The 23,634-nt window shown below is 67.9% G+C and carries 24 protein-coding genes; 4 read left to right on the plus strand and 20 right to left on the minus strand.

Translation table 11 applies throughout. The features are described from left to right. Positions 1 to 79 precede the first annotated feature (79 nt). Positions 80 to 361, minus strand: coding sequence for a sulfite exporter TauE/SafE family protein (locus CXY91_RS16460; RefSeq protein WP_158673447.1), 282 nt, complete (start codon positions 359 to 361; stop codon positions 80 to 82). Positions 362 to 563: 202 nt separating this feature from the next. On the opposite strand from CXY91_RS16460, the gene CXY91_RS16465 reads away from it, so the two are divergent. Together CXY91_RS16465 and CXY91_RS16470 are read left to right on the plus strand one after the other, a co-directional pair. After that, the gene (locus CXY91_RS16465; protein WP_100962396.1) at positions 564 to 1,331 is read left to right on the plus strand and encodes an SDR family NAD(P)-dependent oxidoreductase; all 768 of its coding nucleotides are present in this window, start codon (positions 564 to 566) and stop codon (positions 1,329 to 1,331) included. 85 nt (positions 1,332 to 1,416) lie between these two features. Next, positions 1,417 to 2,715, plus strand: coding sequence for an alpha/beta hydrolase (locus tag CXY91_RS16470; RefSeq protein WP_100962374.1), 1,299 nt, complete (start codon positions 1,417 to 1,419; stop codon positions 2,713 to 2,715). Between the two features lie 9 nt (positions 2,716 to 2,724). Here the strand turns inward: CXY91_RS16470 and CXY91_RS16475 are convergent, their stop codons facing one another. The 19 genes from CXY91_RS16475 to CXY91_RS16560 form a co-directional block, all read right to left on the minus strand. Further along, positions 2,725 to 3,585, minus strand: a complete 861-nt coding sequence (locus CXY91_RS16475; RefSeq protein ID WP_100962375.1) for an energy transducer TonB — start codon at positions 3,583 to 3,585, stop codon at positions 2,725 to 2,727. Continuing rightward, positions 3,582 to 4,034 (minus strand): TonB system transport protein ExbD, encoded by a 453-nt coding sequence (gene exbD / locus CXY91_RS16480; protein WP_100962376.1) that lies wholly within the window; start codon positions 4,032 to 4,034, stop codon positions 3,582 to 3,584. The genes CXY91_RS16475 and exbD overlap by 4 nt, the downstream gene beginning before the upstream one ends. Positions 4,035 to 4,037: 3 nt before the next feature. Continuing rightward, positions 4,038 to 5,087 carry a tonB-system energizer ExbB gene (gene exbB, locus CXY91_RS16485; RefSeq protein WP_100962377.1) on the minus strand — a complete coding sequence of 350 codons (1,050 nt, stop codon included), beginning with the start codon at positions 5,085 to 5,087 and terminating at the stop codon, positions 4,038 to 4,040. A 260-nt stretch (positions 5,088 to 5,347) separates the two neighbouring features. After that, a complete protein-coding gene (locus CXY91_RS16490; protein WP_248307519.1) occupies positions 5,348 to 6,760 on the minus strand; it encodes an FAD-binding oxidoreductase in 1,413 nt (470 codons plus the stop codon). Between the two features lie 4 nt (positions 6,761 to 6,764). Then, positions 6,765 to 7,529 (minus strand): SDR family NAD(P)-dependent oxidoreductase, encoded by a 765-nt coding sequence (locus CXY91_RS16495; protein ID WP_100962379.1) that lies wholly within the window; start codon positions 7,527 to 7,529, stop codon positions 6,765 to 6,767. Next, the gene (locus CXY91_RS16500; protein ID WP_100962380.1) at positions 7,526 to 9,265 is read right to left on the minus strand and encodes an SMP-30/gluconolactonase/LRE family protein; all 1,740 of its coding nucleotides are present in this window, start codon (positions 9,263 to 9,265) and stop codon (positions 7,526 to 7,528) included. The genes CXY91_RS16495 and CXY91_RS16500 overlap by 4 nt, the downstream gene beginning before the upstream one ends. Further along, complete coding sequence (locus CXY91_RS16505) at positions 9,205 to 10,188, minus strand: NAD-dependent epimerase/dehydratase family protein (RefSeq protein WP_100962381.1); 984 nt, start codon at positions 10,186 to 10,188, stop codon at positions 9,205 to 9,207. Before CXY91_RS16505 ends, CXY91_RS16500 begins: the two co-directional genes overlap by 61 nt. After that, positions 10,185 to 11,306: an ABC transporter ATP-binding protein gene (locus CXY91_RS16510; RefSeq protein WP_100962382.1), complete on the minus strand. Its 1,122-nt coding sequence runs from the start codon at positions 11,304 to 11,306 to the stop codon at positions 10,185 to 10,187. The genes CXY91_RS16505 and CXY91_RS16510 overlap by 4 nt, the downstream gene beginning before the upstream one ends. Before the next feature lie 10 nt (positions 11,307 to 11,316). Next, on the minus strand, positions 11,317 to 12,147 hold the full coding sequence (locus CXY91_RS16515) for a carbohydrate ABC transporter permease (protein ID WP_100962383.1): 831 nt from the start codon (positions 12,145 to 12,147) through the stop codon (positions 11,317 to 11,319). Beyond that, the gene (locus CXY91_RS30245; protein WP_158673448.1) at positions 12,144 to 12,311 is read right to left on the minus strand and encodes a hypothetical protein; all 168 of its coding nucleotides are present in this window, start codon (positions 12,309 to 12,311) and stop codon (positions 12,144 to 12,146) included. Before CXY91_RS30245 ends, CXY91_RS16515 begins: the two co-directional genes overlap by 4 nt. 10 nt (positions 12,312 to 12,321) lie before the next feature. Beyond that, positions 12,322 to 13,227, minus strand: a complete 906-nt coding sequence (locus CXY91_RS16520; RefSeq protein ID WP_199777476.1) for a carbohydrate ABC transporter permease — start codon at positions 13,225 to 13,227, stop codon at positions 12,322 to 12,324. A 123-nt stretch (positions 13,228 to 13,350) separates the two neighbouring features. Continuing rightward, positions 13,351 to 14,622 carry an ABC transporter substrate-binding protein gene (locus CXY91_RS16525; protein ID WP_100962385.1) on the minus strand — a complete coding sequence of 424 codons (1,272 nt, stop codon included), beginning with the start codon at positions 14,620 to 14,622 and terminating at the stop codon, positions 13,351 to 13,353. Positions 14,623 to 14,652: 30 nt separating this feature from the next. Further along, positions 14,653 to 15,822 (minus strand): mandelate racemase/muconate lactonizing enzyme family protein, encoded by a 1,170-nt coding sequence (locus CXY91_RS16530; protein ID WP_100962386.1) that lies wholly within the window; start codon positions 15,820 to 15,822, stop codon positions 14,653 to 14,655. After that, a complete protein-coding gene (locus CXY91_RS16535; protein ID WP_248307521.1) occupies positions 15,822 to 16,736 on the minus strand; it encodes a dihydrodipicolinate synthase family protein in 915 nt (304 codons plus the stop codon). Before CXY91_RS16535 ends, CXY91_RS16530 begins: the two co-directional genes overlap by 1 nt. Before the next feature lie 161 nt (positions 16,737 to 16,897). Next, positions 16,898 to 17,374, minus strand: a complete 477-nt coding sequence (locus tag CXY91_RS16540; protein WP_091834476.1) for a copper chaperone PCu(A)C — start codon at positions 17,372 to 17,374, stop codon at positions 16,898 to 16,900. Positions 17,375 to 17,409: 35 nt separating this feature from the next. Further along, complete coding sequence (locus CXY91_RS16545) at positions 17,410 to 18,999, minus strand: copper resistance CopC/CopD family protein (RefSeq protein ID WP_199777477.1); 1,590 nt, start codon at positions 18,997 to 18,999, stop codon at positions 17,410 to 17,412. 41 nt (positions 19,000 to 19,040) lie between these two features. Continuing rightward, complete coding sequence (locus CXY91_RS16550; RefSeq protein ID WP_100962397.1) at positions 19,041 to 19,559, minus strand: YcnI family copper-binding membrane protein; 519 nt, start codon at positions 19,557 to 19,559, stop codon at positions 19,041 to 19,043. Between the two features lie 182 nt (positions 19,560 to 19,741). After that, positions 19,742 to 20,107 carry a hypothetical protein gene (locus CXY91_RS16555; RefSeq protein WP_100962389.1) on the minus strand — a complete coding sequence of 122 codons (366 nt, stop codon included), beginning with the start codon at positions 20,105 to 20,107 and terminating at the stop codon, positions 19,742 to 19,744. Positions 20,108 to 20,195: 88 nt separating this feature from the next. After that, positions 20,196 to 20,642 (minus strand): MerR family transcriptional regulator, encoded by a 447-nt coding sequence (locus CXY91_RS16560; RefSeq protein WP_248307520.1) that lies wholly within the window; start codon positions 20,640 to 20,642, stop codon positions 20,196 to 20,198. A 77-nt stretch (positions 20,643 to 20,719) separates the two neighbouring features. Here CXY91_RS16560 and CXY91_RS16565 point away from each other — a divergent pair, with 77 nt between their 5' ends. Both CXY91_RS16565 and lspA read left to right on the plus strand, forming a co-directional pair. Further along, positions 20,720 to 23,029 (plus strand): heavy metal translocating P-type ATPase, encoded by a 2,310-nt coding sequence (locus CXY91_RS16565; protein ID WP_100962390.1) that lies wholly within the window; start codon positions 20,720 to 20,722, stop codon positions 23,027 to 23,029. Between the two features lie 64 nt (positions 23,030 to 23,093). Beyond that, the gene (gene lspA / locus CXY91_RS16570; RefSeq protein WP_100962391.1) at positions 23,094 to 23,627 is read left to right on the plus strand and encodes a signal peptidase II; all 534 of its coding nucleotides are present in this window, start codon (positions 23,094 to 23,096) and stop codon (positions 23,625 to 23,627) included. Positions 23,628 to 23,634: the final 7 nt, after the last annotated feature.

A 23,634-nucleotide genomic window follows, 5' to 3' on the forward strand; every position in this document is an offset into this window, starting at 1 on the left:
CCGCTCGTCGCCTCCGGCGTGGTGATGGCGCGCGGCGCCGCGCCGGCCGCGCCCGGCCCGGCGCACCGTTTCGCGCTGGTCAACCAGGCGATGGGCTGAGCAGCATCGCCGCGGCGCGTGGCAGCTGCGCCTGCTGCCCGCTCCAGCCGTGCCAGGCCGTATAGAGGCCGACCAGCACGATCAGCACGCCGGAGAAATAGGGCGCCCGCGCTGCGACCGTCGACAGCCATGTCGAGCGCTTCTCGACGGCGCGCAGGCTGAGCGAGGCGGCGACGCCGACCGCGACCAGCGTGATCGCCAAACCGATCGAGAAGCACAGCACCAGCACGGCGCCGCTCGCAAGATCCTGATCCAGGAGCATATCGGCCATTGCCTGGAGGAAGCGGCCGGCAGTCTTCCGGACGAGGCGCGCGGGCTGCTCGCCGAGTTCAAGGCGATGACCAAGTTCCTCTGAACGATCGTTCGGGAATGGCGGGGTTGCCGAACTGGCGCTGGTGGACCGGCTTCGCGTCGCGCAAGATCGGCCTTGAAACGATTTAGACCTGAATCCAAAGGGAGGAATGATGCTCGAGGATCTCAAGGGGCTGCGCGCCCTGGTCACCGGCTCCAGCACCGGCATCGGCGCCGCTGTCGCCAAAGCCTATGCCGCCAACGGCATGCGGGTCGTGGTGCACTACAAGTCGAGCGAGGCCGAAGCGAACGCCGTCGCAGCCGAGATTCGGGCGGCTGGCGGCGAGGCGCATGTGCTGCAGGCCGATGTCGCCGACAGCAAGCAGGCGGTCGCTCTCGTCGACAAGGCGGCCGACAAGCTGGGTGGGCTCGATGTCCTCGTCAACAATGCCGGCGCGTTGGTGAAGCGCACGCCGATCGCCGAGATCGAGGACGAGTTCTTCGACAGCGTCGTCGACCTCAATGTCCGCTCTGTGGTGATGGCCTCGAAGGCGGCACTGCCCTACCTGAAGAAGTCCGGCAGCAGGGCGAGCGTCATCAATCTGAGCTCGATCGCGGCGCGCAATGGCGGCGGCCCGGGCTCCTCGCTCTATGCCAGCTCGAAGGCCTTCGTGCTCAACCTGACCCGCGGCATGGCCAAGGAGTTCGTGCCCTTCGGCATCCGCGTCAACGGCGTCTCGCCGGGCGTGATCATGACGCCGTTTCATGAGCGCTATTCGACGGCCGAGCAGGTCGAGGCGATGCGCAAGACGGTCCCGATGGAGCGCGTCGGCACGCCGCAGGACAATGTCGGCGTCTTCCTCTTCCTCGCCAGCCCGGCGATGAGCGGCTACATCACCGGCCAGACCATCGAGGTCAATGGCGGCCAGTACATGGTCTGACCGAAACTGTGGCTTCGGCGTCCTTGACGTAGCGGGCGGCGCGCCAGCATGGTCTGGGCGCCGTGCCGCAGCTGGGTAGCCCGTGATGCCGATCCGCCGCAAAGACTTGCCCACGCCGGCTATCCGCCGCGTCCTCGCGGCCGCGGCCACGACAATTTTCCTCGCCGGTTGCGCCGGCGACGTGAAGGGCGTGCTAATGCCGGTCGCCTCCACCGTGCCGGGCGCCAGCAAGGTCACCATGCTGGTCGCGACGACGCGCGCGGCCGATCCCGATGCCGGCGTGCTCTACTCCGGCGAGCGCGGCAAGCCGTCCTTCGTCGAGATGACGATCTCGCTGCCGCCCGACAGCCGCCGCAAGATCGGCGAAGTCCAGTGGCCGAGCCGGCTGCCGGGCAACCCCGAGACCGATTTCGTCACCCTCAAGGTCGACAAGCTCGACGCCAAGACGGGTCTGGCGCGTTTGCATGAGCGGGTCTCGCGCGTGCCGAAGCGCCGGGTGATGGTCTTCGTCCACGGCTTCAACAACCGCTTCGAGGATGCGGTCTACCGCTTCGCCCAGATCGTCCATGATTCCGGCGCTGATGTCGTGCCGGTATTGTTTACCTGGCCTTCGCGCGGTTCGCTCTTCGCCTATGGCTATGACCGCGAGAGCGCGACCTATTCGCGTAATGCGCTGGAAAACCTGCTGCAGAACCTCGCACGCGATCCGGCCATCGGCGAGGTCTCGCTGCTCGCCCACTCCATGGGCAACTGGGTCGCGCTGGAATCGCTGACCCAGATGGCAGTGCGCAATCGCGGCATCCCGCCGAAGATCGCCAATGTCATGCTCGCCTCGCCTGATGTCGATGCCGACGTCTTCCGCACGCAGATCGCGGAAATGACGGGGCGGCGGCCGAAATTCACCCTCTTCGTCTCGCAGGACGACCGCGCACTCGCGGTCTCGCGCCGGGTCTGGGGCAACAAGGATCGTCTGGGCGCCGTCGATCCCGATGTCGAGCCCTACAAGAGCGAGTTCGAGAAGGACAAGATCACGGTCCTCAACCTCACCAAGTTGCGCACCGGCGACAAGCTCAACCATGGCAAATTCGCCGAGAGCCCGGAGGTGGTGAAGTTGATCGGCACGCGCCTGGTCGACGGCCAACCGATCACCGATTCCCGTGTTGGCCTAGGCGATCGGCTGATCGAGGTCACCGGCAGCGCTGCAGCCGCGGTCGGTACCGCCGCCGGCATCGTCGTCTCCGCCCCGGTCGCGGTGGTCGATTCGCAGGCTCGCCGCAATCTCGGCGACAGGTTCGAGCATCTCGGTAACAATATCCAGGACACCGGAGCCGCTGTCGGCGACACGGTTACCTCGCCGTTCCAGAACCCAGGCGCCCCGCGCTGAGCCGAAGCCTTACCGGCTGAAGCGCACCGGCACCGAGAGCGAGATCGCTCCGCCACCGCCGACGCCCGCAGGTGGGGCAGGAACCGGGCTGGCGCGACGGATCATCGCCGCGGCCTCGGCGTCGAGCGCCGAATCCCCGGACGAGCCGACGACGCGCGAGGATAGGACATTGCCGCTGCGGTCGATCGCGAAGGCGACCTGGACCGTGCCCGGGCTCGCGCCGCCTGGGAAGCGCTTGTAGCGGTTGAGATGGGCGATCAGCGAACCGCGCCAGGACGCCGTCGAGACCGTCGGCTGACTGGCGGTGCCCTGCGCAGCGCTGGTCGGCGCCGAGGCGCGCTGCTCCGACGGCTTAGGCGCCACAGCCTCCTTGGCCCGCTGCTCGACCGGTTTGCGCTCGACGATCCTGGGCTTGGGCTTCGGCTTCTCCTTCTTCTCGACGAGCTTCGGTTTCGGCTCGGGCTTCTTCTCCACCGGCTTCAGTTCGGGTGGAGGCGGCAGCAGCACGGCGTCGAGCTTCGGGACCTGCGGCAGCTCCGGCAGCTTGATCTCCGGCTGCTCGACCGGCGTCGGTTCGGGAACCGGCTCGGGCTCCGGGGGCGGCGTCTCCTTGACCGGCTCGGGCGGCGGCGGTTCCGGCTCGGCCCGCTGTTCTGCGACCGGCAGGTCCTCCGGCGGCGCCTCGGGCGCGACCGAGAGCGCGGCGAGCTCGATCATCACAGCCGGCTCGGGCGCGCCGGCGGCGGCTTCCATCGGGCGCCAGTTCACGCCGACCCAGGCGGCGCCGCCATGGGCGGCGGCGACGGCAATCGCAGCGACGCCCCAGCGCAGCGCGGCGAGCCAGCGGCGATCCGGCGCGGGCGAGATCATGGCCTGCCTGCCCCTTGCGCGGCGCCTTGACCGGTATCCTCCAGCCCGACCAGCGCGATCTTGAGATAGCCGGCCTGGCGCAGCTTGTTCATCACCTCCATCAGCTCGCGATAGGCCACAGCCCCATCGGCACGCAGGAAGACGCGCTGCTCGCGGTCATTGTTGGTCTGGCGGTCGAGGGTGGCCTGCAGCAACTCGCGCGGCACGGTGTCGTTGCCGAGCGCGAGCGAGAGGTCCTGCTTCACGGTCAGGAAGACCGGCTTGTCCGGCCGCGGCTGCGGCTGGGCGTTCGAGACCGGCAGATCGACCGCGACGTCGACGGTCGAGAGCGGCGCTGCGACCATGAAGATGATCAGCAGCACCAGGATCACGTCGATGAACGGCGTGACGTTGATCTCGCTGACCTCGCCGAGATCGCCGTCCTGGGCTTCCTTGAGCGAAACCGCCATGGCTTACTCCGCCGGGACGCGCGGCATGGCGGCGGGCTGGACCGGCACGGCATGCAGATTGGCGCGAACTTGCTGGGCTGCCTGGCGGCGCGCCCGCTCGAGATCGCGCGAGAGATGGCGCAGCACCTCGCCCGAGGCGTCGGAGAGCGTGGCGCGGTAGCCGGAGATGGCGCGGGCGAAGACGTTGTAGATGATCACGGCCGGGATCGCCGCGACAAGGCCGATCGCGGTCGCCAGCAGCGCCTCGGCGATTCCTGGCGCGACCACGGCGAGATTCGTCGTCTTCGACTGGCTGATGCCGATGAACGAGTTCATGATGCCCCAGACCGTGCCGAACAGGCCGACGAACGGGGCGGTCGAGCCGATGGTGGCGAGCAGGCCTGTGCCGCGCGCCATGTTTCGGCCAGCCCGAGCCTCGATCCGCGACAGCGCAATCGCGGCGCGCTCCTTGATGCCGTCCTCGCCGAGATCGTCGGAGCGCTGGCGCTCGCTCTGGGCGGCACCGACCAGCTCCGCGACCGTGCCGCGGGGCGGTCCCTTGCGGCCGGCGATCGCGCGCGCGGCTTCGTCGAGACTGACGGCCTCTTCCAGCCGGCGCACGGCCCGCTGCGCCCGCGTCTTGGCAGCGGCGAGCTCGAGCGCCTTGGCGAGCCAGATCGTCCAGGTCACCAGCGAGGCGAAGGCGAGGCCGAGCATGACCGCCTTCACGACGATGTCGGCCGCCATGAACATGCCCCAGGGCGACAGGTCGTGCGGCAGCGTGGCCTGCCCTGCGACGGGTACAGGGGCCGGAGCAGGGGCGCCCTGACCAGGCGCAGCAGCGGTTGGCGCAGCGGTGTTCGGAGACACAGGCGGGGCCTGACCACTCGGAGCAGCAGCTGGTGCGGGGTTCGAGTTTGCGGGAGCGGGCAGCCCGCCGCCATGAGCGCCGGATGGGCTCTGCTGCACCGGCGCGGTCTCGGCGGGGGTGGTCTGAGCCAGGACGACGAAGCCCGCAATGGGGGTGACGGCAATGGCCGTCGCGAGCAGGACTGTGCCGATCAAACGCTGCATCGAATTGGGTCCGTGGTCTTGTGGCGCCCCTCCTTGACGGGAGCGCTGTCCGAACGGAGCCGCGTCCGTCGAAGCGGTTCCGGGCGATCGAGCGACGAGGCCGACTGAGCACTTCGTCCCGCGATCGTCCCAAGCAGTTAAACCAGGGCGAATTGTTTAGCAAATACAATAGTTTATATGTCTTCTAAAGTAACTCTCCCGCTGCTCTTGGTCGCGAACGGTTCGAGTATTCCCGGCGCTTCGCTGGGCCGCGGGCGGGGTCACCTCTGCGCGAGGACCGCGCCGGGATTGAGGATGCCGAGCGGGTCGAAGGCCTGCTTGACCGCTCGCATGAGCGCCAGCGCCTCCGGCTGTGCATGCCGTACCAGCATGCCGGTCAGGCTACGCCCGATGCCGTGCTCGGCGGTGATGCTGCCGCCGAAACCGCTGACGATCGCGAAGACCTCCGCATTCACGGCATGGCCGATATCCGCAAGCTGCTCCGCCGGCGTCTGCCTGGGAAGACGCAGGACGACATGGATGTTGCCGTCGCCGACATGGCCGACGAAGAGCGCGCGCGCCTCCGGAAAGCGCTCGGCAGCCATCGCCTCGATCGCCGCGATGAAGGCCGGGACGTCGGCGACCGCGACGCTGGTGTCGTGCGAGACGATCGGGCCGGCGCGGCGGTTGGCTTCCGCGACGGCGAAACGCAGATGCCAGATCGCTTTGGCTTGCGCCTCGCTCTGCGCGATCGCTGCGTCGCGGAGCACGCCTTGTTCAAGCGCGGTGGCCAGAACGCGCGTCAGCAGCTCATCGAGAGGGCTGTTCGGATCGCTGTCGCCGAGCTCGATGAAGGCGTACCAGGCATGGCGCTCGTCGAGCGGCAGGGTCGTTCCGGGCACGAGGTTGAGGGTGAGGCCCATCTCGGCGTCGCACATCAGTTCGAAGCTGGAGATGCGCTCGCCTGCGCTCTGCCTCAGCAAAGCGAGCAGCCGCAATGCGTCCGCCGGGCTGGCGAGGCCGCAGAGTGCCGTTGCGCTCGCCCGGGGCCTTGGAAACAGTCTGAAGGTCGCCGCGGTCACGACCGCGAGCGTGCCTTCCGAGCCGATCACCAGCTCCTTGAGCGCATAGCCGGCATTGTCCTTGCGCAGTGGCTTGAGGCCATGGATCACGGCGCCATCGGCGCGAACGTATTCGAGGCCGAGCACGAGATCGCGCACCGTACCGTAACGGATGACGTTGATGCCGCCGGCATTGGTCGCGACCACGCCGCCGATCTGGCAGGAGCCCTCGCTGCCGAGGCTGAGCGGGAACAGCCGATCATGCGCGGCGGCGGCCTGCTGGACGTCGGCAAGGATACAGCCGGCTTCGGCAGCGAGCGTGTCGCCTTCAAGCTCGATCGTCCTGATCCGGTTGAGGCGCGCCAGCGAAAGCAGGACGGCTCTGCCCGAGGCGTCCGGCGTCGCTCCACCCGACAGGCCGGTATTCCCGCCCTGCGGCACGACCGGCGTGCGCGTCGCGCTGGTCCAGCGCAGGATGGTCGAGACTTCCTCCACGCTGCGCGGGCGCAGCAGCGCGAGCGCCGCGCCGCGATGCTTGCCGCGCCAGTCAGTCAGGTGCGGCGCCATCGCCTGGGGGTCTGTGACGATGGCGGCCGGATCGAGCAGGGCGCGCAGGTCGTCGAGGGAACTCACCGCCTCAGACCGTGCCGGCATCGACGATGAAGTTCTGCCCGGTGCACATGCACGAGACGTCGGAGCACAGGAACAGCACCATCTGAGCGATGTCCTCCGGCAGGATCTCGCCCTTCAACGCCTGGGCGGCCTGATTGGCTGCAGCCTTCTCGGGCGTCCACCACTGCGTGCGCTGGCGCTCGGTCATCACCCAGCCGGGCGTGACGCAGTTGACCCTGATGCCATCGGGCCCGAGCGCCCGGGCAAGCGAGCGGGTGAAGCCGATCGCCGCCGATTTCGCCGTGGTGTAGGCGATCATGTGCGGCGAGCCCTTCATCCACGAGGTCGAGGACAGGTTGACCAGCGCCCCGCCGCCGAGGCCGCGCATGTCCGGCGCCAGGGCTTGCGCGACGAACATCATCGGCCGGAGATTCACGGACAAACGGTCGTCCCAGTATGCCTCGGTGACAGCCTCGAAATCATGCCGCTCGTCATGGCCGGCATTGTTGACGCCGATCGCAAAGGGCCCGTGCAGGGCGCGGGCCGCCGCGATCGCCGCTTGCGTCCCCGGGATGTCGCGTAGGTCGACCTGATGGAACGAGACAGCACCGCCGGCTGCCGAAAGCTCGGCCGCCAAGCGCTCGCCACACGCGGCATCGATATCGAGGAAGGCGACCTTCGCGCCCTGCCGCGCCAGCGCCTCGACGATGGCGCGGCCGATACCGTCGGCCCCGCCGGTGACCAGTGCGGCCTTGCCGGCGAGATCGGGATAATTGGCTTCGACCCTCACCCGCCGAACTCCGCTGCGGCTAGGCCGGGCACGTCGACCGGCAAGGTGAAGAGTCCGCCGGAGAACGGCGCCTCCGCCAGAACCCGCGACGGCAGGCGGATGCGCGCCGTGGTGATGAACAGCGTCTTCAGATCGGGCCCACCGAAGGCAAGGCTGGTCGGGCGCGGCACCGGCAGCCAGACTTCGCGATCGAGCCGGCCATCCGGTGCATAGCGGTGCACGCACCAGCCATCCCAGATCGCACACCAGACGAAGCCCTCGGCATCGACGGCGAGCCCGTCCGGGCGGCCGGCGACCTCGGTGAAGATGCGGCGATTGGCGAGCGTGCCCGCCTTGGCGTCGAAGTCGTAGGCATAGATGCAGCCATGGGCGGAATCGACGAAGTAAAAGCTCCGGCCGTCCGGGCTCCAGTCGAGCCCGTTGGCGACGGTGAGCCCGCTTTCCTGTCGTTGCCAGCTGAGGTCCGGCGCGATCGCGTAGAGCGAGCCGGAAGCGCGGCTGGCGTCGAGCCGCATCGTCCCAGCCCAGAGCCGGCCCTGCCGGTCGCATTTGCCGTCGTTGAAGCGGTTGTCGGGGATGTCGGCCTCGGGATCGGCGAGCGCGGTCAGCCGGCCGCTGGCGAAGTCGAAGGCTTCGAGGCCCTCCTGTGTCAGCACCACGAGCCCGCCGCCACGGCGGCCGAGCACGGCGCTGACCAGGCGCGGCAGGGTGACCTCCTCGTTGTTGCCGGTCGCTGGGTCGAAGCGGTTGACCGAGGGCGCGAGGATATCGACCCAGTAGAGCCGCTGCTCCCCGGCAGACCAGTAAGGGCCTTCGGCGAGATGGGCGCCCCAGGGCAGCACGCATTGCACGTTCGGATCGACCGGGCGTGCCGAGCGCGGCGCCGGGGAAATGTTCATCTGCGTCGCCCCGACATTGCCGGAGATCTGTCGTGCGGCCGCCATCAGGTCGCGGCCGGTGGTGTGCAATCGCTCCCGCGTCAGCCGCGAGGACGGGCCGAATACGCCGATCGCGGCGACGGCCCGGCCGGTATGGTCGAAGATCGGCGCGGCGACCGAGGCGACGCCGGCGACGTGCTCCTCCTGCGAGACGGCGTAGCCGCGCGCCCGGCTCAGCGCGAGGTCGGCGGCGAGCGCCTCCTCCTCGGTGATCGTCGTTTCGGTAAAGCGCTCGAGCTTCAGACGATCCACGAGGGCACGCTGCTCATGCGGCTGGACGAAGGCGAGCAGGGCCTTGCCGCCGGCAGTGCAGTGGAGCGGCGCGCGCCGGCCGATCTCGATGCGGAAGCCATAGGGGCCGCCGCGACTGCGCTGGTCGATATAAAGCACCTCGCCATTGTCGATGGCGCAGAGCGCGGCAGTCTCGCGCGTCTCCTCGGCCAGCCGGTCGAGCGCCGGCGCGCCGGCGCCGCGCAGGTCGAAGGATTCCCAGACGCGATGGGCGAGCTCGAACAGGCGGTGGCCGAGCCGATAGGTGTTGTCACTCTCCTCATGGCGGATCAGGCGGAAGGTCAGGAGCGTGTTGAGCATGCGCGCCAGCGTGCCCTTGGGCAGGCCGGTCGCGGCCTGCAGGTCGCGAAAGCGCGGCGGCGCCGGCGCCTCGCCGATCACGTCGAGGAGGTAGAGGCCCTTGGCGAGGGCGGCTGCGCCGGTCGGGACGTCGCGCTCGTCCGGCGTCAGGACGCGCGCTTCGCCCGCGCCTGCGCCGCCTCGCCGATCATGCGCTCGAAGGTCCATTGCGGCTCGTATCCCAGTTCGGTCCGGATCCTGGCGTTCGACGTCTCGTAGAAGACGCCGGCGCCCGGCAGGTCGATGGTCTTCAACGGCAGTCCCGTCAACTGCGCCATCATCGGCAGCGCGACGGCGAAGTCGACCGGATCGGTCGCGCCGAGATTAAAGGTGCGCCCGGCGGCGCGCTCGTCCGACAGCGCGAGCAGGATGCCGGCGACCATGTCGCGGGTGTCGGTGATGTGCATGCGGAAGGGCCGGCCGGCCTCGTTGTGCGACAGCACCAAGGTCTCGCTCCCGTCGTCGATGGCCTGTAGCGCGGCGACAGCGGCGGCATTGCCGAAACCTTCCTGCTGCCGGATCTTCGGCTTTAGGAAGAAGCGCGGGCCGGAGAAGAAGCTGCCGGGGTCGAGCAGTTCGCTCGCATCCTGGGTGTGCGAAAACCGCAGGATCGTGGCCGGGGTGCCGCTGGTCCGCTCGAAGAAGCGCACGATCTCCTCGCCGAGCAGCTTGCTCAAGCCATAGGGCGAGCGCGGCTTCAACGGGTGGTCTTCGTCGATCGGCTGGTAGTCTGGGACATTCTCCGGATAGACCTCGCCGGAGGAGGCGAAGACGAGCCGCTTCGGCCTTGCCGCCGCGGCCTCTTCCAGCAGCACACGCGTGCCCTCGACATTGGCTTGGAACAGCTTGTCCCGATCGGCCGGCAGCCAGGACATGAAGGCGCCGAGATGCAGGATCGCGTCAGTGCCTTGCACGGCCTCCCTCGCCGCAGCGCGATCGTCGAAACCGCCGAGCACCTCGCGGAAAGCGGGGTGATCGATGCCGCTGGCGCGCAGGTCGAAGCCGGTGACGCGGTGGCCTGCTGCAAGCAGTTCGCGGGCGACACGCGAGCCGACGCGCCCGGCGCTGCCGGTGACCAGGATCGTGCTCATCGGATCGCCTCACCGCTGGCGGCATCGAAGACATGCAGGCGCGCCGGGTCGAATGACAGCGTCAACGTTGCCTCGGGTGGCCGCGGCTCGGGATTGATCAGGCGCGCGATCAGCGAGGTCCGCCGCGCTTCATCATCGCCGCCGGAGTTCGCCTCGCGGCGATGCTGTTCGGGGAGGTCGACATAGACATATTGCTCGCTACCGAGGCTCTCGATCAGCCGTGGGCTGACCGCGAAGGAGACCTGCCCGAGACCAGCGGCGATATGCTCAGGCCGCAAGCCGACGACGATCTCCTTGCCGGCGAGCGCCGCGGCGTTCGCGACAGGCAGCGTCACGTCGTGGCCGAACAGCTTTGCGGTGACACTGCCGCCTGTCGCCAGCGCCTTTGCCTTCAAGAAATTCATGCCGGGCGAACCGATGAAGCCGGCGACGAAGAGATTGGCCGGCTCGCGGAACATCACGTCGGGTGAGGCGATCTGCTGGATCACGCCGTCCTTCATGATGACGATGCGGTCGGCCATCGTCATCGCCTCGGTCTGGTCGTGCGTGACGTAGATCGTGGTGACGCGCAGCCTCTTGTGCAGGGCGCTGATCTCGGCGCGGGTGTGCACGCGCAATTTGGCGTCGAGATTGGAGAGTGGCTCGTCCATCAGGAAGGCCAGCGGCTCGCGCACGATCGCCCGGCCGAGCGCGACGCGCTGGCGCTGGCCGCCGGAGAGGGCGCGTGGCCGCCGCTCGAGCAGATGATCGATGCCGAGGATCTTAGCGGCCTCGTTGACGCGCCGGTCGATCTCGCCGGCATCGGTGCCGCGCATCTTCAGGCCGAAGCCCATATTCTTGCGCACGGTGAGATGGGGGTAGAGCGCGTAGTTCTGGAAGACCATGGCGATGTCGCGGTCGCCCGGGGCGAGGTCGGTGACATCGCGCTCGCCGATCGCGATCGTGCCGGAGGAGGCTTCCTCCAGCCCCGCGAGGATCTTCAGCATGGTCGACTTGCCGCAGCCGGAGGGGCCGACGAGGACGACGAATTCGCCATCGGCGATGTCGAGCGAGAACGCCTTGAGGACGGTGAGCCCGCCATAGGTTTTGGTGACGCTGTCGATGCGGATTCCAGCCATGCGGATTCTCTTATTTCTCGGCCCCGGCGGTCAGGCCGCCGACGAGATAGCGTTCGAGGAAGAGGTAGATGAGAAGGATCGGCAGCGCGACGAGGATGGAGGCGGCAGAGATGTCGCTCCAGTTCGAGATGTACTCGCCCTTCATCGTGGTGATGCCGAGATTGGCGGTCCAGTTGCCCTGGGCGTTGGTCAGGAAGGTGCGGGCATAGGCATAGTCCGACCAGGACAGGACGAAGCCGTAGAGCGCGGTCGCGGCGAGCCCCGGCGCCGAGACCGGCAGGATCACGCGGACCATCGCGCCGAGCGGCGAGCAGCCGTCGACCATCGCCGCCTGTTCGAGCTCGCGCGGGATCGTGTCGAAATAGCCCTTCAGCATCCAGGTCGTGAACGGGATGATCAGCGTGGCGTGGGCGAGGATGATCGACCACAGGCTGCCGATCAGCTCGAGATTGCGGAAGATGCCGAAGAGCGGGATCACCAGCAGCGTCGCCGGCAGCATCTTCGCAGTCAGGATGAAGAGCCCGAGCGACTGGCCGCCGCGGACCCGGAAGCGCGACAGGCTGTAGCCGGCGAGCACCGAGACGACCATCGATATCGCGACCGCGCCGATCGCCGCGAGCGCCGAATTGCCGAGCCAGAGCAGGATCGGCCGCTCGGCCATGATCTGGCCGAACACTCCCCAGCGCGGTTCGCTCGGCCAGAAGCTCGGCGGCAATTGTCGCAGCTGGCTCGGTTCGGAGAGCGCGGTGACGACGAGCCAGTAGATCGGGAAGACCAGGATGGCGCAGGTTGTGATCACGAGCGCATAGAGGGCAAACGCGCGGAGTGAGCGGCGTTTCACGACAGCACCTCGCATTCATTCGCGCGGTCATCCCGGGCGACTGAAAGGAGACCCGGGATCCATTCCGGAGCATTTCCGAAGAAGGTTCCGGAATGGATCCCGGATCTCCGCTTCGCTTCGTCCGGGATGACCATGCGGGGGGTGAACGCGATCCGGAAAATCATCGCCGCCTCCTCAGATATTGTCCGGCGCGCGGGCGATCATCAGCCGGCTCGCGATCACGCAGACGATCAAGGTGATGACGCCGATGGCGGAGGCGTAGCCCATCTTGAAGAAGCCGAAAGCCTGTTCGTAGGTCATGATCGAGAGGCTTTGCGTCGCCTTGAGCGGGCCGCCGCCGGTCAGCACGTAGATGATCGAGAAGTCGCGGAAGACCCAGAGCATCACCAGTACGAGCGTGACGCCGATCACCGGCATCAGCGAGGGGATGGTGATGTACAGCAGCCGCTGCCAGGCGCGGGCGCCGTCGACCTTGGCGGCGTTGTAGAAATCCTCGGGGATCGACTGCAGCCCGGCCAGCATCATGATCGAGACGAAGGGATAGCCCTTCCAGACCATCACCGTGCAGACCACGGCGAAGGCGGCGTCGGGCGAGGAGAACCAGTTGATCGTCTGATCGACCAGGCCGAGCTTGATGAAGAGCCAGTTCATCAGGCCGAAGGATGAATCGAACAGCCAGGCGAAGATCACCACCGCGATCACTTCCGGGATCGCCCAGGGCAGGGCGACCAGCAGCCGCGCCAGCGCCTGGCCCTTGAAGCGGTTGTTGACCAACAGCGCCGTGCCGAGCCCGAGCAGGAAGCAGAAGAAGGAGACGATGGTGACGAGCTTGAACGTCACCCAGCAGGCGTTCCAGAAATCCTCGGAGGCGAAGAGCCGTTCGTAATTGGCGGTGGTGAACGGCCGCCGCGGCTGGTCGAGCCGGGCGATGTTGACGTTCTGGAAGGAGAGATCCACCGAGACGAACAGCGGGTAGACGATGATCAGCGCAATTAGCAGCACTGCCGGCGCCAGCAAGAGATAGCCGAGCCAGTGCCGCCGGCTCGGGCGGGCGAGGTCGAGGAAGGCTGATCGGGGCATGGGGCCTCCTTGCCGAAGCTCGTCATTCTCGGGCGGAGCGAAGCGCAGACCCGAGAATCTCATGACGAGAGGGCACTGGTTTCCGAGATGGCCGGGTCAAGCCCGGCCATGACGGCACTCCGGCTACTGCTTCTGCAGCGCCTCGGCCTTGGCCTGCATCGTCGCCGCGACCGTCTTCGGGTCGAGGTCCTGGATGATCATGCGCTGCGATTCTTCCATGACCATCTTGGCGAACTCGTTGAACTGCAGCTCCAGCCCCTTCGGGATGCGGTCGACCTTGGCATCGGCTGCCGCTTTCGTCGCCTGCACCAAGAGGTCGAAATGCGGCGTGTCCTTGGTCGCGGCCGAGGTGTCGGCGCGCGGGGAGGGCGGCGGCGAGGCGCCCAGCGTCGCATAGCTCGACTGGAACTTGTCCGAGGTCGCGATGGCGATGAAGTCCCAGACCAGCTTCTTGTTCTCCTTGGGCGCATCGGCGGCGATGCCGAGCACGTTGGAGGAGCCGCCGACCGGCGGCTTGAACGGCACCATGCCGAGCTTGATCTGGTCCTTGGCCTTGCCCTTCTGGATGATCGGATAGAGCCAGGGCCCGTCCGTCTTCATCGCGATCTTGCCGTCGGCGAACATCTGGCGGACCTCGCCGGCCGGCAGGTCACGAGGCGTCAGGCTGGTCTTGACGATGGTCTTCCAGCGCGACAGGCCCTCGATCATCTCGGGCGTGTTGATCGTCACCTTGCCGGCATCGTTGGTCCAGCGCCCGCCGGCATCGAGCGTGTAGTTCATCATCTCGCTCATGTACTGGCCGCCGCCGCCCTTGGTCTCGTGGCCGGTGCCGAACTGGTCGACGATGCCGTCGCCGTTGACGTCCTTGGTCAGCTTCTGCGCCGCAGCGAGGAATTCCGCATAGGTCTTGGGGACGGAAAGACCTTCCTTTTTCAGCAATTCCTCGTTGTATGCGAAGATATAGCCGAAATAGAGCATCATCGTGCAGACGGTCTGCTTGTTCCAGGTACAGGTGTCCTGCCCGGCCCAGCCCTTGAGATCGAGCTTGGCCTCCTTGATGTAGGGATCAAGCGGCTCCAGCCAGCCATTATCGGCGAACTTCTGGAACTCGAAGGAGGCGAGGTGGACGATGTCGGGCGGCTTGCCGCCGGCGAACAGCGTCGTCATCGTGTCGGCATAGGCGCCGCGCTCGACCTTGGTCCATTCGATCTTGACGCCGGGATGGGTCGCCTCGAACTCTTTGATCACCGAGCCCCACCAGTCGCCGACGCCGCGCTCGTCCTTCTGCCAGGAGACGAACTTCAGCACCTTGCCCTGCGCCCAGGCGGCGCCGGGGAGAAAGCCGGCGGCGAGCGCGAGCGCAGCCGCGGAGAATGCTAGCCTTGTCCTCGTCATGGTCTCCTCCTCCCTTGGTTTTTCTAGTCGCTAGAGCCGCTTCAGCAGCTTGAGCGCTTCCTTCGATGGCTCGACCCCGAGGCCTGGACCGCTCGGCAAACGATAGAAGCCGTCGCTGCAGTCCATGTCGCCCAAGAGCAATCGCCGGTTCGGCTCGAAGATCGAGTGCTGGAATTCATGGCACTCGACCGCCGCCAGCGCCGAGGATGCATGCAGGCTCGCCGCCAGGAACAGGCCGATGCCGATCGTGGCATGCGGGATGACCCTGAGGTGGTGCGCCTGCGCATAGAGGCCGATGCGCATGAACTCGGTCACGCCCTTATGGCCCATCTCCGGCTGCACGATCGCGCAGGCCCGCCGGGCGGCGCGCGGCACAAGATCGTAGACGGTGCGCCATTCCTCGCCGGCCGCGACCGGCGTCGAGACCTTCGAGGCGACATGCGCGAGCCCGTCTAGATCCTCCGGCTTGACCGGCGCCTCGGCGAACCAGAGATCGTGCGGCTCCATCGCCCGGATCGCCGCGACGGCTTCTTCGCCGGTATGGACCCAGTGCATGTCGCAGGCGATGCGCGCTTTCGGCCCGAGCCGCTCGCGCAGCGTCGCGATCTCCGCGACATTGCCGTCATCGGCGACCGGAGCGGCGAACTTGAAGCTGTCGAAGCCCTTGGCTTGCCACTCGGCGGCGAACTCGGCCCGCTCCGCCCGCGCCGGCTTCGGCAGGCCGGATATGTAAGCCGGCAAACGCTCATGCTTCTGGCCGCCTAGCAGCTTGACCAGCGGCAAACTGGAAAGCTTGCCGCAGAGGTCCCAGAGCGCGATGTCGATCGCGGCGAGCGCGTCGAGATAGAAGCCGCCGGTATAGCCACGCACCCGCATCAGATCGTAGAGATCGTCATGGATGACGCTGACGTCGCGCGGGTCGCGCCCGACGACGAAGGGGCCGAGCAGGTCGTCGATGATCGCCATCGCCGCGCCCGGCGCGACGATGCCATAGGTCTCGCCCCAGCCGATGGCGCCGCTTGCCGTCTCGATCCTGACCACTACGGTGCGGTCGACGGTCGGATAGACCGTGCGGTTGCCCTTGCGGACGATATAGCCGTGGTCGTTGATGCGCTCGCCTTCGCGTAGCGCGCCGAGATAGGGCGTCTCGCGCGGAATGGTGATCGAGAAGACTTCGACGCGGGCGACACGCTCGGCCATCACGCGCCTCCGCCGAGCTTGGGCTCGCGCGGCCCAGCCGTCACGAGGTCGGTGCACGCCTCCAGCCATGCGTCGATTTCGGCGACATCGAGCGCGTCCATCGGCGGCACCTTCGCCCGCACCACCTGATTGGTCAGCACGCCGCGCCGCGTCAGCACATGCTTGGTGAAGGCCATGCGGAAATTGAACTGGATCACCAGCAGCGGCAGCGTCCGCATATAGAGCTCGCGCGCGCGAGCGATGTCGCCGCTGCGATAAGCGCGGTCCATCGCGACATGGATGTCGGCGAGCTCGACCGCCGGCATCGCGCCGCAGGCGCCGCGATTATACTCGTCGATCAGGTAGCGCGCCCCACCGCCGCCGATCACGCCCTTCAGATGCGCCGGCTTGCCGGCGGCGATCGCCGAGATGGCGAGGCCGGACGGCAGCGTCTCTTCCTTGACATAGGTGATCGCCGGGTTGTCACGGACGATCTGCAGGATCGCCTCGGGCTTGAGGTCGGAGCCGCGCGGCGCCGGGGCGTTCTGCAATACGATCTCGATGCCGGGCACGGCCGCGGCGATCTCGCCATAAAAAGCCGAGACCGCTTCCGTCGTCGTGCCGACGCTCTTCGGCGCCTGGATCATCACATGGCCGATGCCGTTGGCGAGCGCCTCGCGGCAATGCGAGATCGCCTCAACCGCAGTCGGCGCGCTCGCGCCGGCGACGATCGGCACGCGCTTGCCAACCTTGGCGACCACGACCTTCAGCAGCGCCGCCCGCTCCGCCGCAGCGAGCTCGTCGACCTCGCTGGCGAAGCCCGGAAACACCACGCCGTCGACGCCGCTCGCGAGCGCGAAGGCAACGATCGCCGCCATCGCCTGCGGGTTGACGGCGCCAGCCTCGGTGAACGGCGTCGGCAAGACCGGGAGCATGCCCTGCAACACTGCGTTCCTCCAATCGATCCATATCATGGATCATTTGTTTTCTAATATGGACCGTACTTCTCGCGCTGGAAATCGTCAAGCGCGCATAAAAAAGGCCGCCGGGGTTTGCACCCGGCGGCCTCGATGATTGCGCAACTTGTCGGCGGCGATCAGTGCGTGTGAGCTGCGGCCGGGGCACGCGCACCGACCGATTGCACGGAGAACTCGACGGGGACCGCTCCGGCCTTCTCGAAGGTCAGCGTGCCTTTGACCTTTTCGCCTTCCTTGAGCTGGCGCTTCAGATCCATGAACATGATGTGGTAGCCGCCGGGCTTGAGCTCGAGCTTGGCGCCGGGCTTGAGCTCGACGCCCTCAGGCAGGCCACGCATGGTCATCACGCCGTTGTTGACCGCCATTTCGTGGATCTCGACCTTGCCGGCGATCTCGCTGCTGCCGCCGAGCAGGCGGTCGGACGCGCTGCCGGTATTGGTCACGGCGACATAGCCGCCGGCGACCTTGGCGCCGGCCGGGGTCGCGCGCGTCCAGGGCTGCTCGATCTTGAGCGGGCCGGCGCTGTAGTCCTGGGCGACGGCGGCGCTGCCGAGCGCCAGGATGGCAATGGCTGCGCAAGCGAGGCGAGAGATCATCGGAAACTCCTTCTGTTGTGAAAGTTGGATCGGGTTCAGGGGCGGATGTCGAGCGTGTCCTTGAGACGGGTCATCTCGAAATCCGAGACCAGGATCTCGAGCTCGACGGTCCAGCGGCCGGCCACCGGAAGTGTCAGGTCGCCGACCTGCCAGCTGCCGTCCGCCTGCTTGATTGCCTGCCGCTCGATCGGCTCGATGCCGGCTTCCGGCCGTGACAAGGCAAGCCGCAATTCCTTCGCCGCGAGCGGGCCGAACGCGCCGTCGAGCAGCGAGACGGTGATGGTCACAGGGCCGGTGCGGCCCGGCGTCACGCTGATGTCGGCCATCGCCTTGTCGGTGTGGATATGGACGCTGGCCGGCTGCGCTGCCGCGGCGGCGAGGGCGCGGGGCGGCGGCGTGAAGCGCCAGAGCGCGACGACAGCGAGGATGGCGACGATGACTGCTATCTCGGCCGTAATGATCCGGGTCAACAGCGAGCGGGCGCTCGCGCGTCCGGAGATGACACGCTCCGTCAGCCGATAGCGGTTGAAGGCGCCGAGCCCGATCAGCACCGCGACCAGCATGAGCTTGCCCGTCATCACGAGGCCGTAGGGCGTCGCGAGCAAGGCTCGGGGATGCTCGACCTGGACGGTCGCGAGCACGACGCCGCTGAGCAGGATGGCGAGCAGCAGCACGGGAATGCGCCGGGAGAAGCGTCGCAGCGCCTGCGCTCCATCGGATTGCCGCAAGGCAAAGGCGAGCGGCAGCAGCGCACCAGCCCAGCCGGCCATGCCGACCGCGTGCAGGAACACGGCCGGGCGGGTCAGCATCTGCGGCTCGGCCGCGCTGGCATGGCCGCTCGCGGCAAGCGCCGCGCCGACGCCGAGCCAGGCGAAGACTGTGAGCAGACGTCCGCTTCGGCTGGGGACGAAGAGCGCAATCAGTGCGGTCAGCAGCGCGAGCGTCGCGATCAGCGCGGTGCGGCCAAAGCTGCTCGCGGCGGCTGTCTGCCAGGTGGCTGACTGCAGAGCTTCAGAAAGGGGCAGTGCCAGCGAATCGAGCCCCTGTGCCGCAAAGGCGACCGGCAGCGACAGCAGCCCGAGGACGAGGAAGCCTGCGATTGGCCGGCGAGCGGCGACAGGCAAGGGAGCGACCCACGCCATGAAGGCGACGCCGCCAATGCCGAACGCGAGTCCGAGATAGAGCCCGAGCTTGCCGAGCCAGAGGACCACGCGCACGGTTGGCTCGGTCTGGCTTGCGGCAAGATCGGGCGCACCACTCGGCGCACCGACAGAGAACAGCACCGAGCCGCCGACCGGATGGCCGTCCTCGGAAACGACGCGCCAGCTCAGCACATGCGTGCCGTCGGCTAGGGCGGAGGGGGCCGCGATCGCGAGCGTCCGGTCCGTGAGCGTGAAGTGCGTCAGGGGTCGGCTCGTCCCGTCGGGGCCGATCAGCCTCAGCACCAAGGGCGAGACCGGCTCGCTGAAGCTGAGGCTGAACGCGCTGGGCGCACTGGCGATGACCGCGCCGTCGGACGGAACGGTCTTGGTCAAGGCGGCGTGTGCCAGGGCCTGCCCCGTCGTCGCCAGCGAGGCGACGGCGAGACCGAGCAGAACGAGAAGGAGATGAAGCTGCCGGGTCATAGCGTGACGGCGGCCGGGCGGGAAAGCCCGGCCGCGCTCGCTCATTTCTTCGGCGTCAGCTTCACGCCCGGCGCCGGGAACTTGTAGTCGTCCGCCGACTTGCCGGCCGCCGGGATCTCGATCCAGCGCTCGACCGCGCCGCCCTCGCATTCCTGCACGATCGGCACGTAAAGCGTGGTCTCCGGCTTGAGGTCGGCGGTGAGATAGGCACGCAGGACGAACTCGTCATAGTGCTCGTCGAGCAGCCTGCCGCCGCTCCAGCTGACTTCGGTGACGCCCTCGACCGTCGGCGTGCCGTAGTAGTCGTAGGACTTCTCGTACTTGCCCTTGGTCGTCTCCAGCGTCCAGCCGGGCTTGGGCATCGGTTTCACCGCGATGACGCCCTCGGGAATGCGGACGCGGACCCTGGTTGTGGCCGCGCCCTTGCAGCCATGCGGCACCCGCAGCACGGCCTTGTAGGTCGAGCCGACCGGGGCCTGCTGGGTCTCCAGCGTGACATGAGCGAGGGCCGGGCCGGCGGTGAAAGCCGCGACGAGGGCGGCGAGCGAAAGCGATTTCATCGTGAGGAATCCCTGCGGAAAGGACGCCGGCATGGCCGGCGCAGCCGCACTTGGCGGCCTCGATCTGGAAGGTGCGCGCGAGCCGGCAGGGTGCCGTCGCGAGCGAACGGGATGGGAGGAAGGCCGCTGGCGGCTGTCAGATGATGCTGGTCGCGGCGCAGCGGTGCGCCGTAACATCCAGCTCAGAGAGCGGCGGGCGGTGCGCGCGGATTGGCCGGGGAACGGCCGGCGATGAAGCCGGACGGCAGATCGAGCCGGCGCTGGAAGGCGACGAGATCGACGGCGCGATGGACGATCGGCAGGAAATCGGTCGGGGCCGCTGGCGCGCCGGCACCAGTGAAGGCGCAGCCGAGCATGCAGCAGCTCATCAGCTCATGCGTGGCGGCGCCATCGCTTTGGCTCATCGGCTGATCACCGCCGGCGCAGAGCGTCATCGCCAGGAAACGGTCAAGGCTGAAGTTCGCGGCATTGGCGCCGGAGGCTAGGCCCGCGAAGATCGCCTGCAGCACGACGAGATAGGCCGCGGCCAGCGCGACCCAGCGTCTCATCCCTGCATTGTGGCGCCCTGCGGACAAAACCGACCCTCCTGCGGCTTCGATAGCATGGCTGCCGGCAGGGTCAATTTGCGTCAGTGTCTCAGTGCCTATGGTGCTCACAATGGCTGTGGTCGGCCAGCGCCTCGATCACGGCGCAGTCGCTGGCGGCAACCCCGCCCGAGCAAACCGTTGCGATCCGGGCGAGTTCCGCCTCCAGCGAGCGCAAACGCGCGATCTTGTCGCGCACTTCGTCGAGATGTTCGGCCGCGATCGCATGCGCCTCGTCGCAGGCCATGCCGGGTGTGTCCGAAAGCCGCAGCAGGGTACGGATGCTCTCGACCGCGAAGCCGAGGTCGCGCGCATGCTTGATGAAGGCGAGCCGCTCGACATGGGCGCGGCCATAGCGCCGCTGGTTGCCCTCGGACCGCTCCGGCTCCGGCAGCAGGCCGACCTGCTCGTAATAGCGGATGGTCTCGACCTTGACTCCGGTCCGCTCGGCCAAAGTCCCGATCGGCACCACGCGCTCCAGGGTTTTCGCCGGCGGCATGATTTTCCTCTTGAAGCTGTAGTGGCTAGAGGTTGTAGGTAGGTGGTCCCGCAACGCTGTCAAGCGGAGACGAGAGCATGGCGACTGCCGCAAAAGCCGAAACGGAAACGCTGTCCTGGACGATCGGCGGCATGGATTGCGCCAGCTGCGCGGCGAAGATTCGCGGCGCGGTCGAGCGGCTGCCCGGCGTCTCCGACGTGCGTCTCTCGGTGATGTCGGAGACGCTAACGCTCTCCCTCGACGAGAATCGGACGCGGCGCGATGCGATCGAGAAGCGCGTCGTCAGCCTGGGCTATACGGCGATGCCGGCGAGCGCGCCGCGCACCGCTGCGCCTGAGCCCGCTTCGAACTGCGGCTGCGGTCATGATCACGGTCCGACCGACAAGGCGCAGGTCTGCGGCGGGCACGAGCATGCCCATGACCACGATCGCGACCATAGCCACGGCAAGGCCAGCAAGGGCGCCGACCATGGCCACGGCCTGCCCGGCCATGTCCATGAGCCGGCGCCGGACGGCGTCTCCTGGTACCAGACCGGCAAGGGCAGGCTCGTCCTGCTGACCGGCACGCTGCTCGGCGCCGCCTGGCTGGCCAAGTTCACGGTCTCCGAGACGGCCGCCTACTGTGCCTTTGTCATCGCCTGCGTGATCGGCGTCGTGCCGGTGGCGCGGCGTGCTTTCGCCGCGGCAAGGGTGGGCCAGCCCTTCACCATTGAGATGCTGATGACGATCGCCGCGACTGGCGCGCTCGTCATCGGCGCGGCCGAGGAGGCGGCGCTGGTCGTCTTCCTCTTCGCCGTCGGCGAGGTGCTGGAGGGCGTCGCCGCCGATCGCGCCCGCGCCTCGATCAGGGCGCTCGGCGATCTCGTGCCCAAGACGGCCATCGTCGAGGAGAACGGCGAGACCCGCCAGGTCGACGCTGCCGCGCTGACCGTCGGTCAGATCGTGCTGGTGCGTCCGGGCGACCGCATCCCCGCCGACGGCGCGATCAGCGACGGCGTCTCCGGCATCGACGAGAGCCCGATCACCGGCGAATCCGTACCGAAGACCAAGGGTGTCGGCGATCCCGTCTATGCCGGCTCCGTCAATCGCGAGGCGGCGCTGCGCGTGCGCGTCGAGAAGGCGACTGAGGACAACACCATCGCCAGGATCATCCGCCTGGTCGAGGAAGCCCAGGAGGCGCGCGCGCCGACCGAGCGCTTCATCGACCGCTTCTCGCGCATCTACATGCCCGCGATCGTCGGCCTCGCCATCCTGGTCGCGCTGGTCCCGCCGCTGGCGTTTGGCGGCGAGTGGTCGGTCTGGATCTACCGGGCGCTGGCGCTGTTGCTGATCGGCTGTCCCTGCGCGCTGGTCATCTCGGTGCCGGCCTCGATCGCGGCGGCGCTCTCGACCGGCGCGCGCCAGGGCCTGCTGCTCAAGGGCGGCGTGGTGATCGAGGCCGCCGCGCGCACCGGCGTCGTCGCCTTCGACAAGACGGGAACGCTGACCGCGGGCGAGCCGCGCGTCACCGAAATCGTCAGCCTCGGCCGTGACGAGCGCAAGGTCGTCGAGCTCGCCGCAGCGGTCGAGACCGGCTCCAGTCATCCGCTGGCACTCGCCATCCTCGCCCGCGCCAGGGCGGATGGTGTTCCGGTGCGGCCTGCAGCCAACGCTGCGGCGCTCGCCGGCCAGGGCGTCACCGGCGAGCTCGACGGGGTTGCCGTCTTCGTCGGCGCGCCGCGTCATGCCAGGGAGCGCGCCAGCTTCGACACAGCGGCGCTCGAGACGGTCGAACGGCTCGAAACCGCGGGCAAGACCGTCGCCGCCGTCATCGCCGACGGCGCGCTCGCCGGCCTCATCGCCCTGCGCGACGAGCCGCGCGAGGATGCTGCCGCCGCGATCGCCGAACTCAGGGCGCTCGGCGTCCGCTCGGTGATGCTGACCGGCGACAATGCCCGCACCGGTGCCGCCATCGCCGGCTCGCTCGGTCTGGAGCACAAGGCCGAATTGATGCCGGACGACAAGGTCACGGCCATCAAGGAACTTGCGCTTGAAGCGCCGGTGATGATGGTCGGCGACGGCATCAACGATGCCCCGGCGCTTGCTGCCGCCAATATCGGCGTCGCGATGGGCTCGGGCACCGATGTCGCGCTCGAGACCGCAGACGGCGCCGTACTGAAGAGCCGGGTGCGCGACATCGCCGCGATGATCCGGCTGGCCCGGGCGGCGATGGGCAATATCCGTGCGAACATCGCGATCGCGCTCGGCCTGAAGGCGGTGTTCCTGGTCACCAGCGTGCTTGGCTATACGGGTCTCTGGGTCGCGATCCTCGCCGATACCGGCGCAACCGTGCTCGTCACCGCGAACGCGCTGCGCCTGCTGCGCTTCGACGCCGGCAAGGCCGGCTGAAGGAGCGATCCATGTCCGGCATGGAGAGCGCGCTCTTCCGCCTCGTCGCGGCCGAAGGTGCCGCATGACCTGGCCGCGCAGACTTGCCTATGTCGCTGCAATCGCTCTCGCCGCCGCCGGGCTCGATCAGGCCAGCAAATGGCTGATGCTGGAGATCGTGCTCAATCCACCGGAGCCGGTCGCGCTGACGCCCTTCCTCAACCTGCGCCTCGGCTTCAATACCGGCGTCAGCTTCGGCCTGTTCCGCGAGATGCTCGAAGCCTGGCCCGGCCTGCTCGGGCTGTTCAAGTTCGCGGCCGGCTTCGGCCTGCTGGCCTGGGCGGCGCTCGCCGGGCATCGGCTCGAACGCATCGGCCTCTCGCTGATGGCGGGCGGGGCCTTCGGCAATGCGATCGATCGCTGGCGCCAGGGTGCGGTCACCGATTTCCTCGATCTGCATTGGGGCGACTGGCACTGGCCGACCTTCAACGGTGCCGACATCGCATTGACCTTGGGCGTGGTGCTGATGCTGCTGGCGGCGTTGCCGAGCAGGGAGCGATCCCGCGCCGCGCGCAAGAATCGGTCTTGTTCACGAGTCGTTAGCGCCAGACGCCGATAATTTTAGC

The sequence above is a fragment of the Allobosea sp. FBZP-16 genome (assembly GCF_002831785.1).
Lineage (GTDB): Bacteria > Pseudomonadota > Alphaproteobacteria > Rhizobiales > Beijerinckiaceae > Allobosea > Allobosea lupini.

What these genes read in the sequence shown, in the direction of transcription:
- CXY91_RS16530 (WP_100962386.1), bottom strand. Translation starts at nt 15,822, where the DNA reads ATGGCCGAGCGTGTCGCCCGCGTCGAAGTCTTCTCGATCACCATTCCG.
- CXY91_RS16545 (WP_199777477.1), bottom strand. Translation starts at nt 18,999, where the DNA reads ATGACCCGGCAGCTTCATCTCCTTCTCGTTCTGCTCGGTCTCGCCGTC.
- CXY91_RS16540 (WP_091834476.1), bottom strand. Translation starts at nt 17,374, where the DNA reads ATGATCTCTCGCCTCGCTTGCGCAGCCATTGCCATCCTGGCGCTCGGC.
- CXY91_RS16555 (WP_100962389.1), bottom strand. Translation starts at nt 20,107, where the DNA reads ATGAGACGCTGGGTCGCGCTGGCCGCGGCCTATCTCGTCGTGCTGCAG.
- CXY91_RS16505 (WP_100962381.1), bottom strand. Translation starts at nt 10,188, where the DNA reads ATGAGCACGATCCTGGTCACCGGCAGCGCCGGGCGCGTCGGCTCGCGT.
- CXY91_RS30245 (WP_158673448.1), bottom strand. Translation starts at nt 12,311, where the DNA reads ATGATTTTCCGGATCGCGTTCACCCCCCGCATGGTCATCCCGGACGAA.
- CXY91_RS16550 (WP_100962397.1), bottom strand. Translation starts at nt 19,559, where the DNA reads ATGAAATCGCTTTCGCTCGCCGCCCTCGTCGCGGCTTTCACCGCCGGC.
- CXY91_RS16560 (WP_248307520.1), bottom strand. Translation starts at nt 20,642, where the DNA reads ATGCCGCCGGCGAAAACCCTGGAGCGCGTGGTGCCGATCGGGACTTTG.
- exbD (WP_100962376.1), bottom strand. Translation starts at nt 4,034, where the DNA reads ATGGCGGTTTCGCTCAAGGAAGCCCAGGACGGCGATCTCGGCGAGGTC.
- CXY91_RS16460 (WP_158673447.1), bottom strand. Translation starts at nt 361, where the DNA reads ATGCTCCTGGATCAGGATCTTGCGAGCGGCGCCGTGCTGGTGCTGTGC.
- CXY91_RS16520 (WP_199777476.1), bottom strand. Translation starts at nt 13,227, where the DNA reads ATGCCCCGATCAGCCTTCCTCGACCTCGCCCGCCCGAGCCGGCGGCAC.
- lspA (WP_100962391.1), top strand. Translation starts at nt 23,094, where the DNA reads ATGACCTGGCCGCGCAGACTTGCCTATGTCGCTGCAATCGCTCTCGCC.
- CXY91_RS16475 (WP_100962375.1), bottom strand. Translation starts at nt 3,585, where the DNA reads ATGATCTCGCCCGCGCCGGATCGCCGCTGGCTCGCCGCGCTGCGCTGG.
- exbB (WP_100962377.1), bottom strand. Translation starts at nt 5,087, where the DNA reads ATGCAGCGTTTGATCGGCACAGTCCTGCTCGCGACGGCCATTGCCGTC.
- CXY91_RS16465 (WP_100962396.1), top strand. Translation starts at nt 564, where the DNA reads ATGCTCGAGGATCTCAAGGGGCTGCGCGCCCTGGTCACCGGCTCCAGC.
- CXY91_RS16500 (WP_100962380.1), bottom strand. Translation starts at nt 9,265, where the DNA reads ATGGACCTTCGAGCGCATGATCGGCGAGGCGGCGCAGGCGCGGGCGAA.
- CXY91_RS16535 (WP_248307521.1), bottom strand. Translation starts at nt 16,736, where the DNA reads ATGCTCCCGGTCTTGCCGACGCCGTTCACCGAGGCTGGCGCCGTCAAC.
- CXY91_RS16510 (WP_100962382.1), bottom strand. Translation starts at nt 11,306, where the DNA reads ATGGCTGGAATCCGCATCGACAGCGTCACCAAAACCTATGGCGGGCTC.
- CXY91_RS16525 (WP_100962385.1), bottom strand. Translation starts at nt 14,622, where the DNA reads ATGACGAGGACAAGGCTAGCATTCTCCGCGGCTGCGCTCGCGCTCGCC.
- CXY91_RS16470 (WP_100962374.1), top strand. Translation starts at nt 1,417, where the DNA reads ATGCCGATCCGCCGCAAAGACTTGCCCACGCCGGCTATCCGCCGCGTC.
- CXY91_RS16565 (WP_100962390.1), top strand. Translation starts at nt 20,720, where the DNA reads ATGGCGACTGCCGCAAAAGCCGAAACGGAAACGCTGTCCTGGACGATC.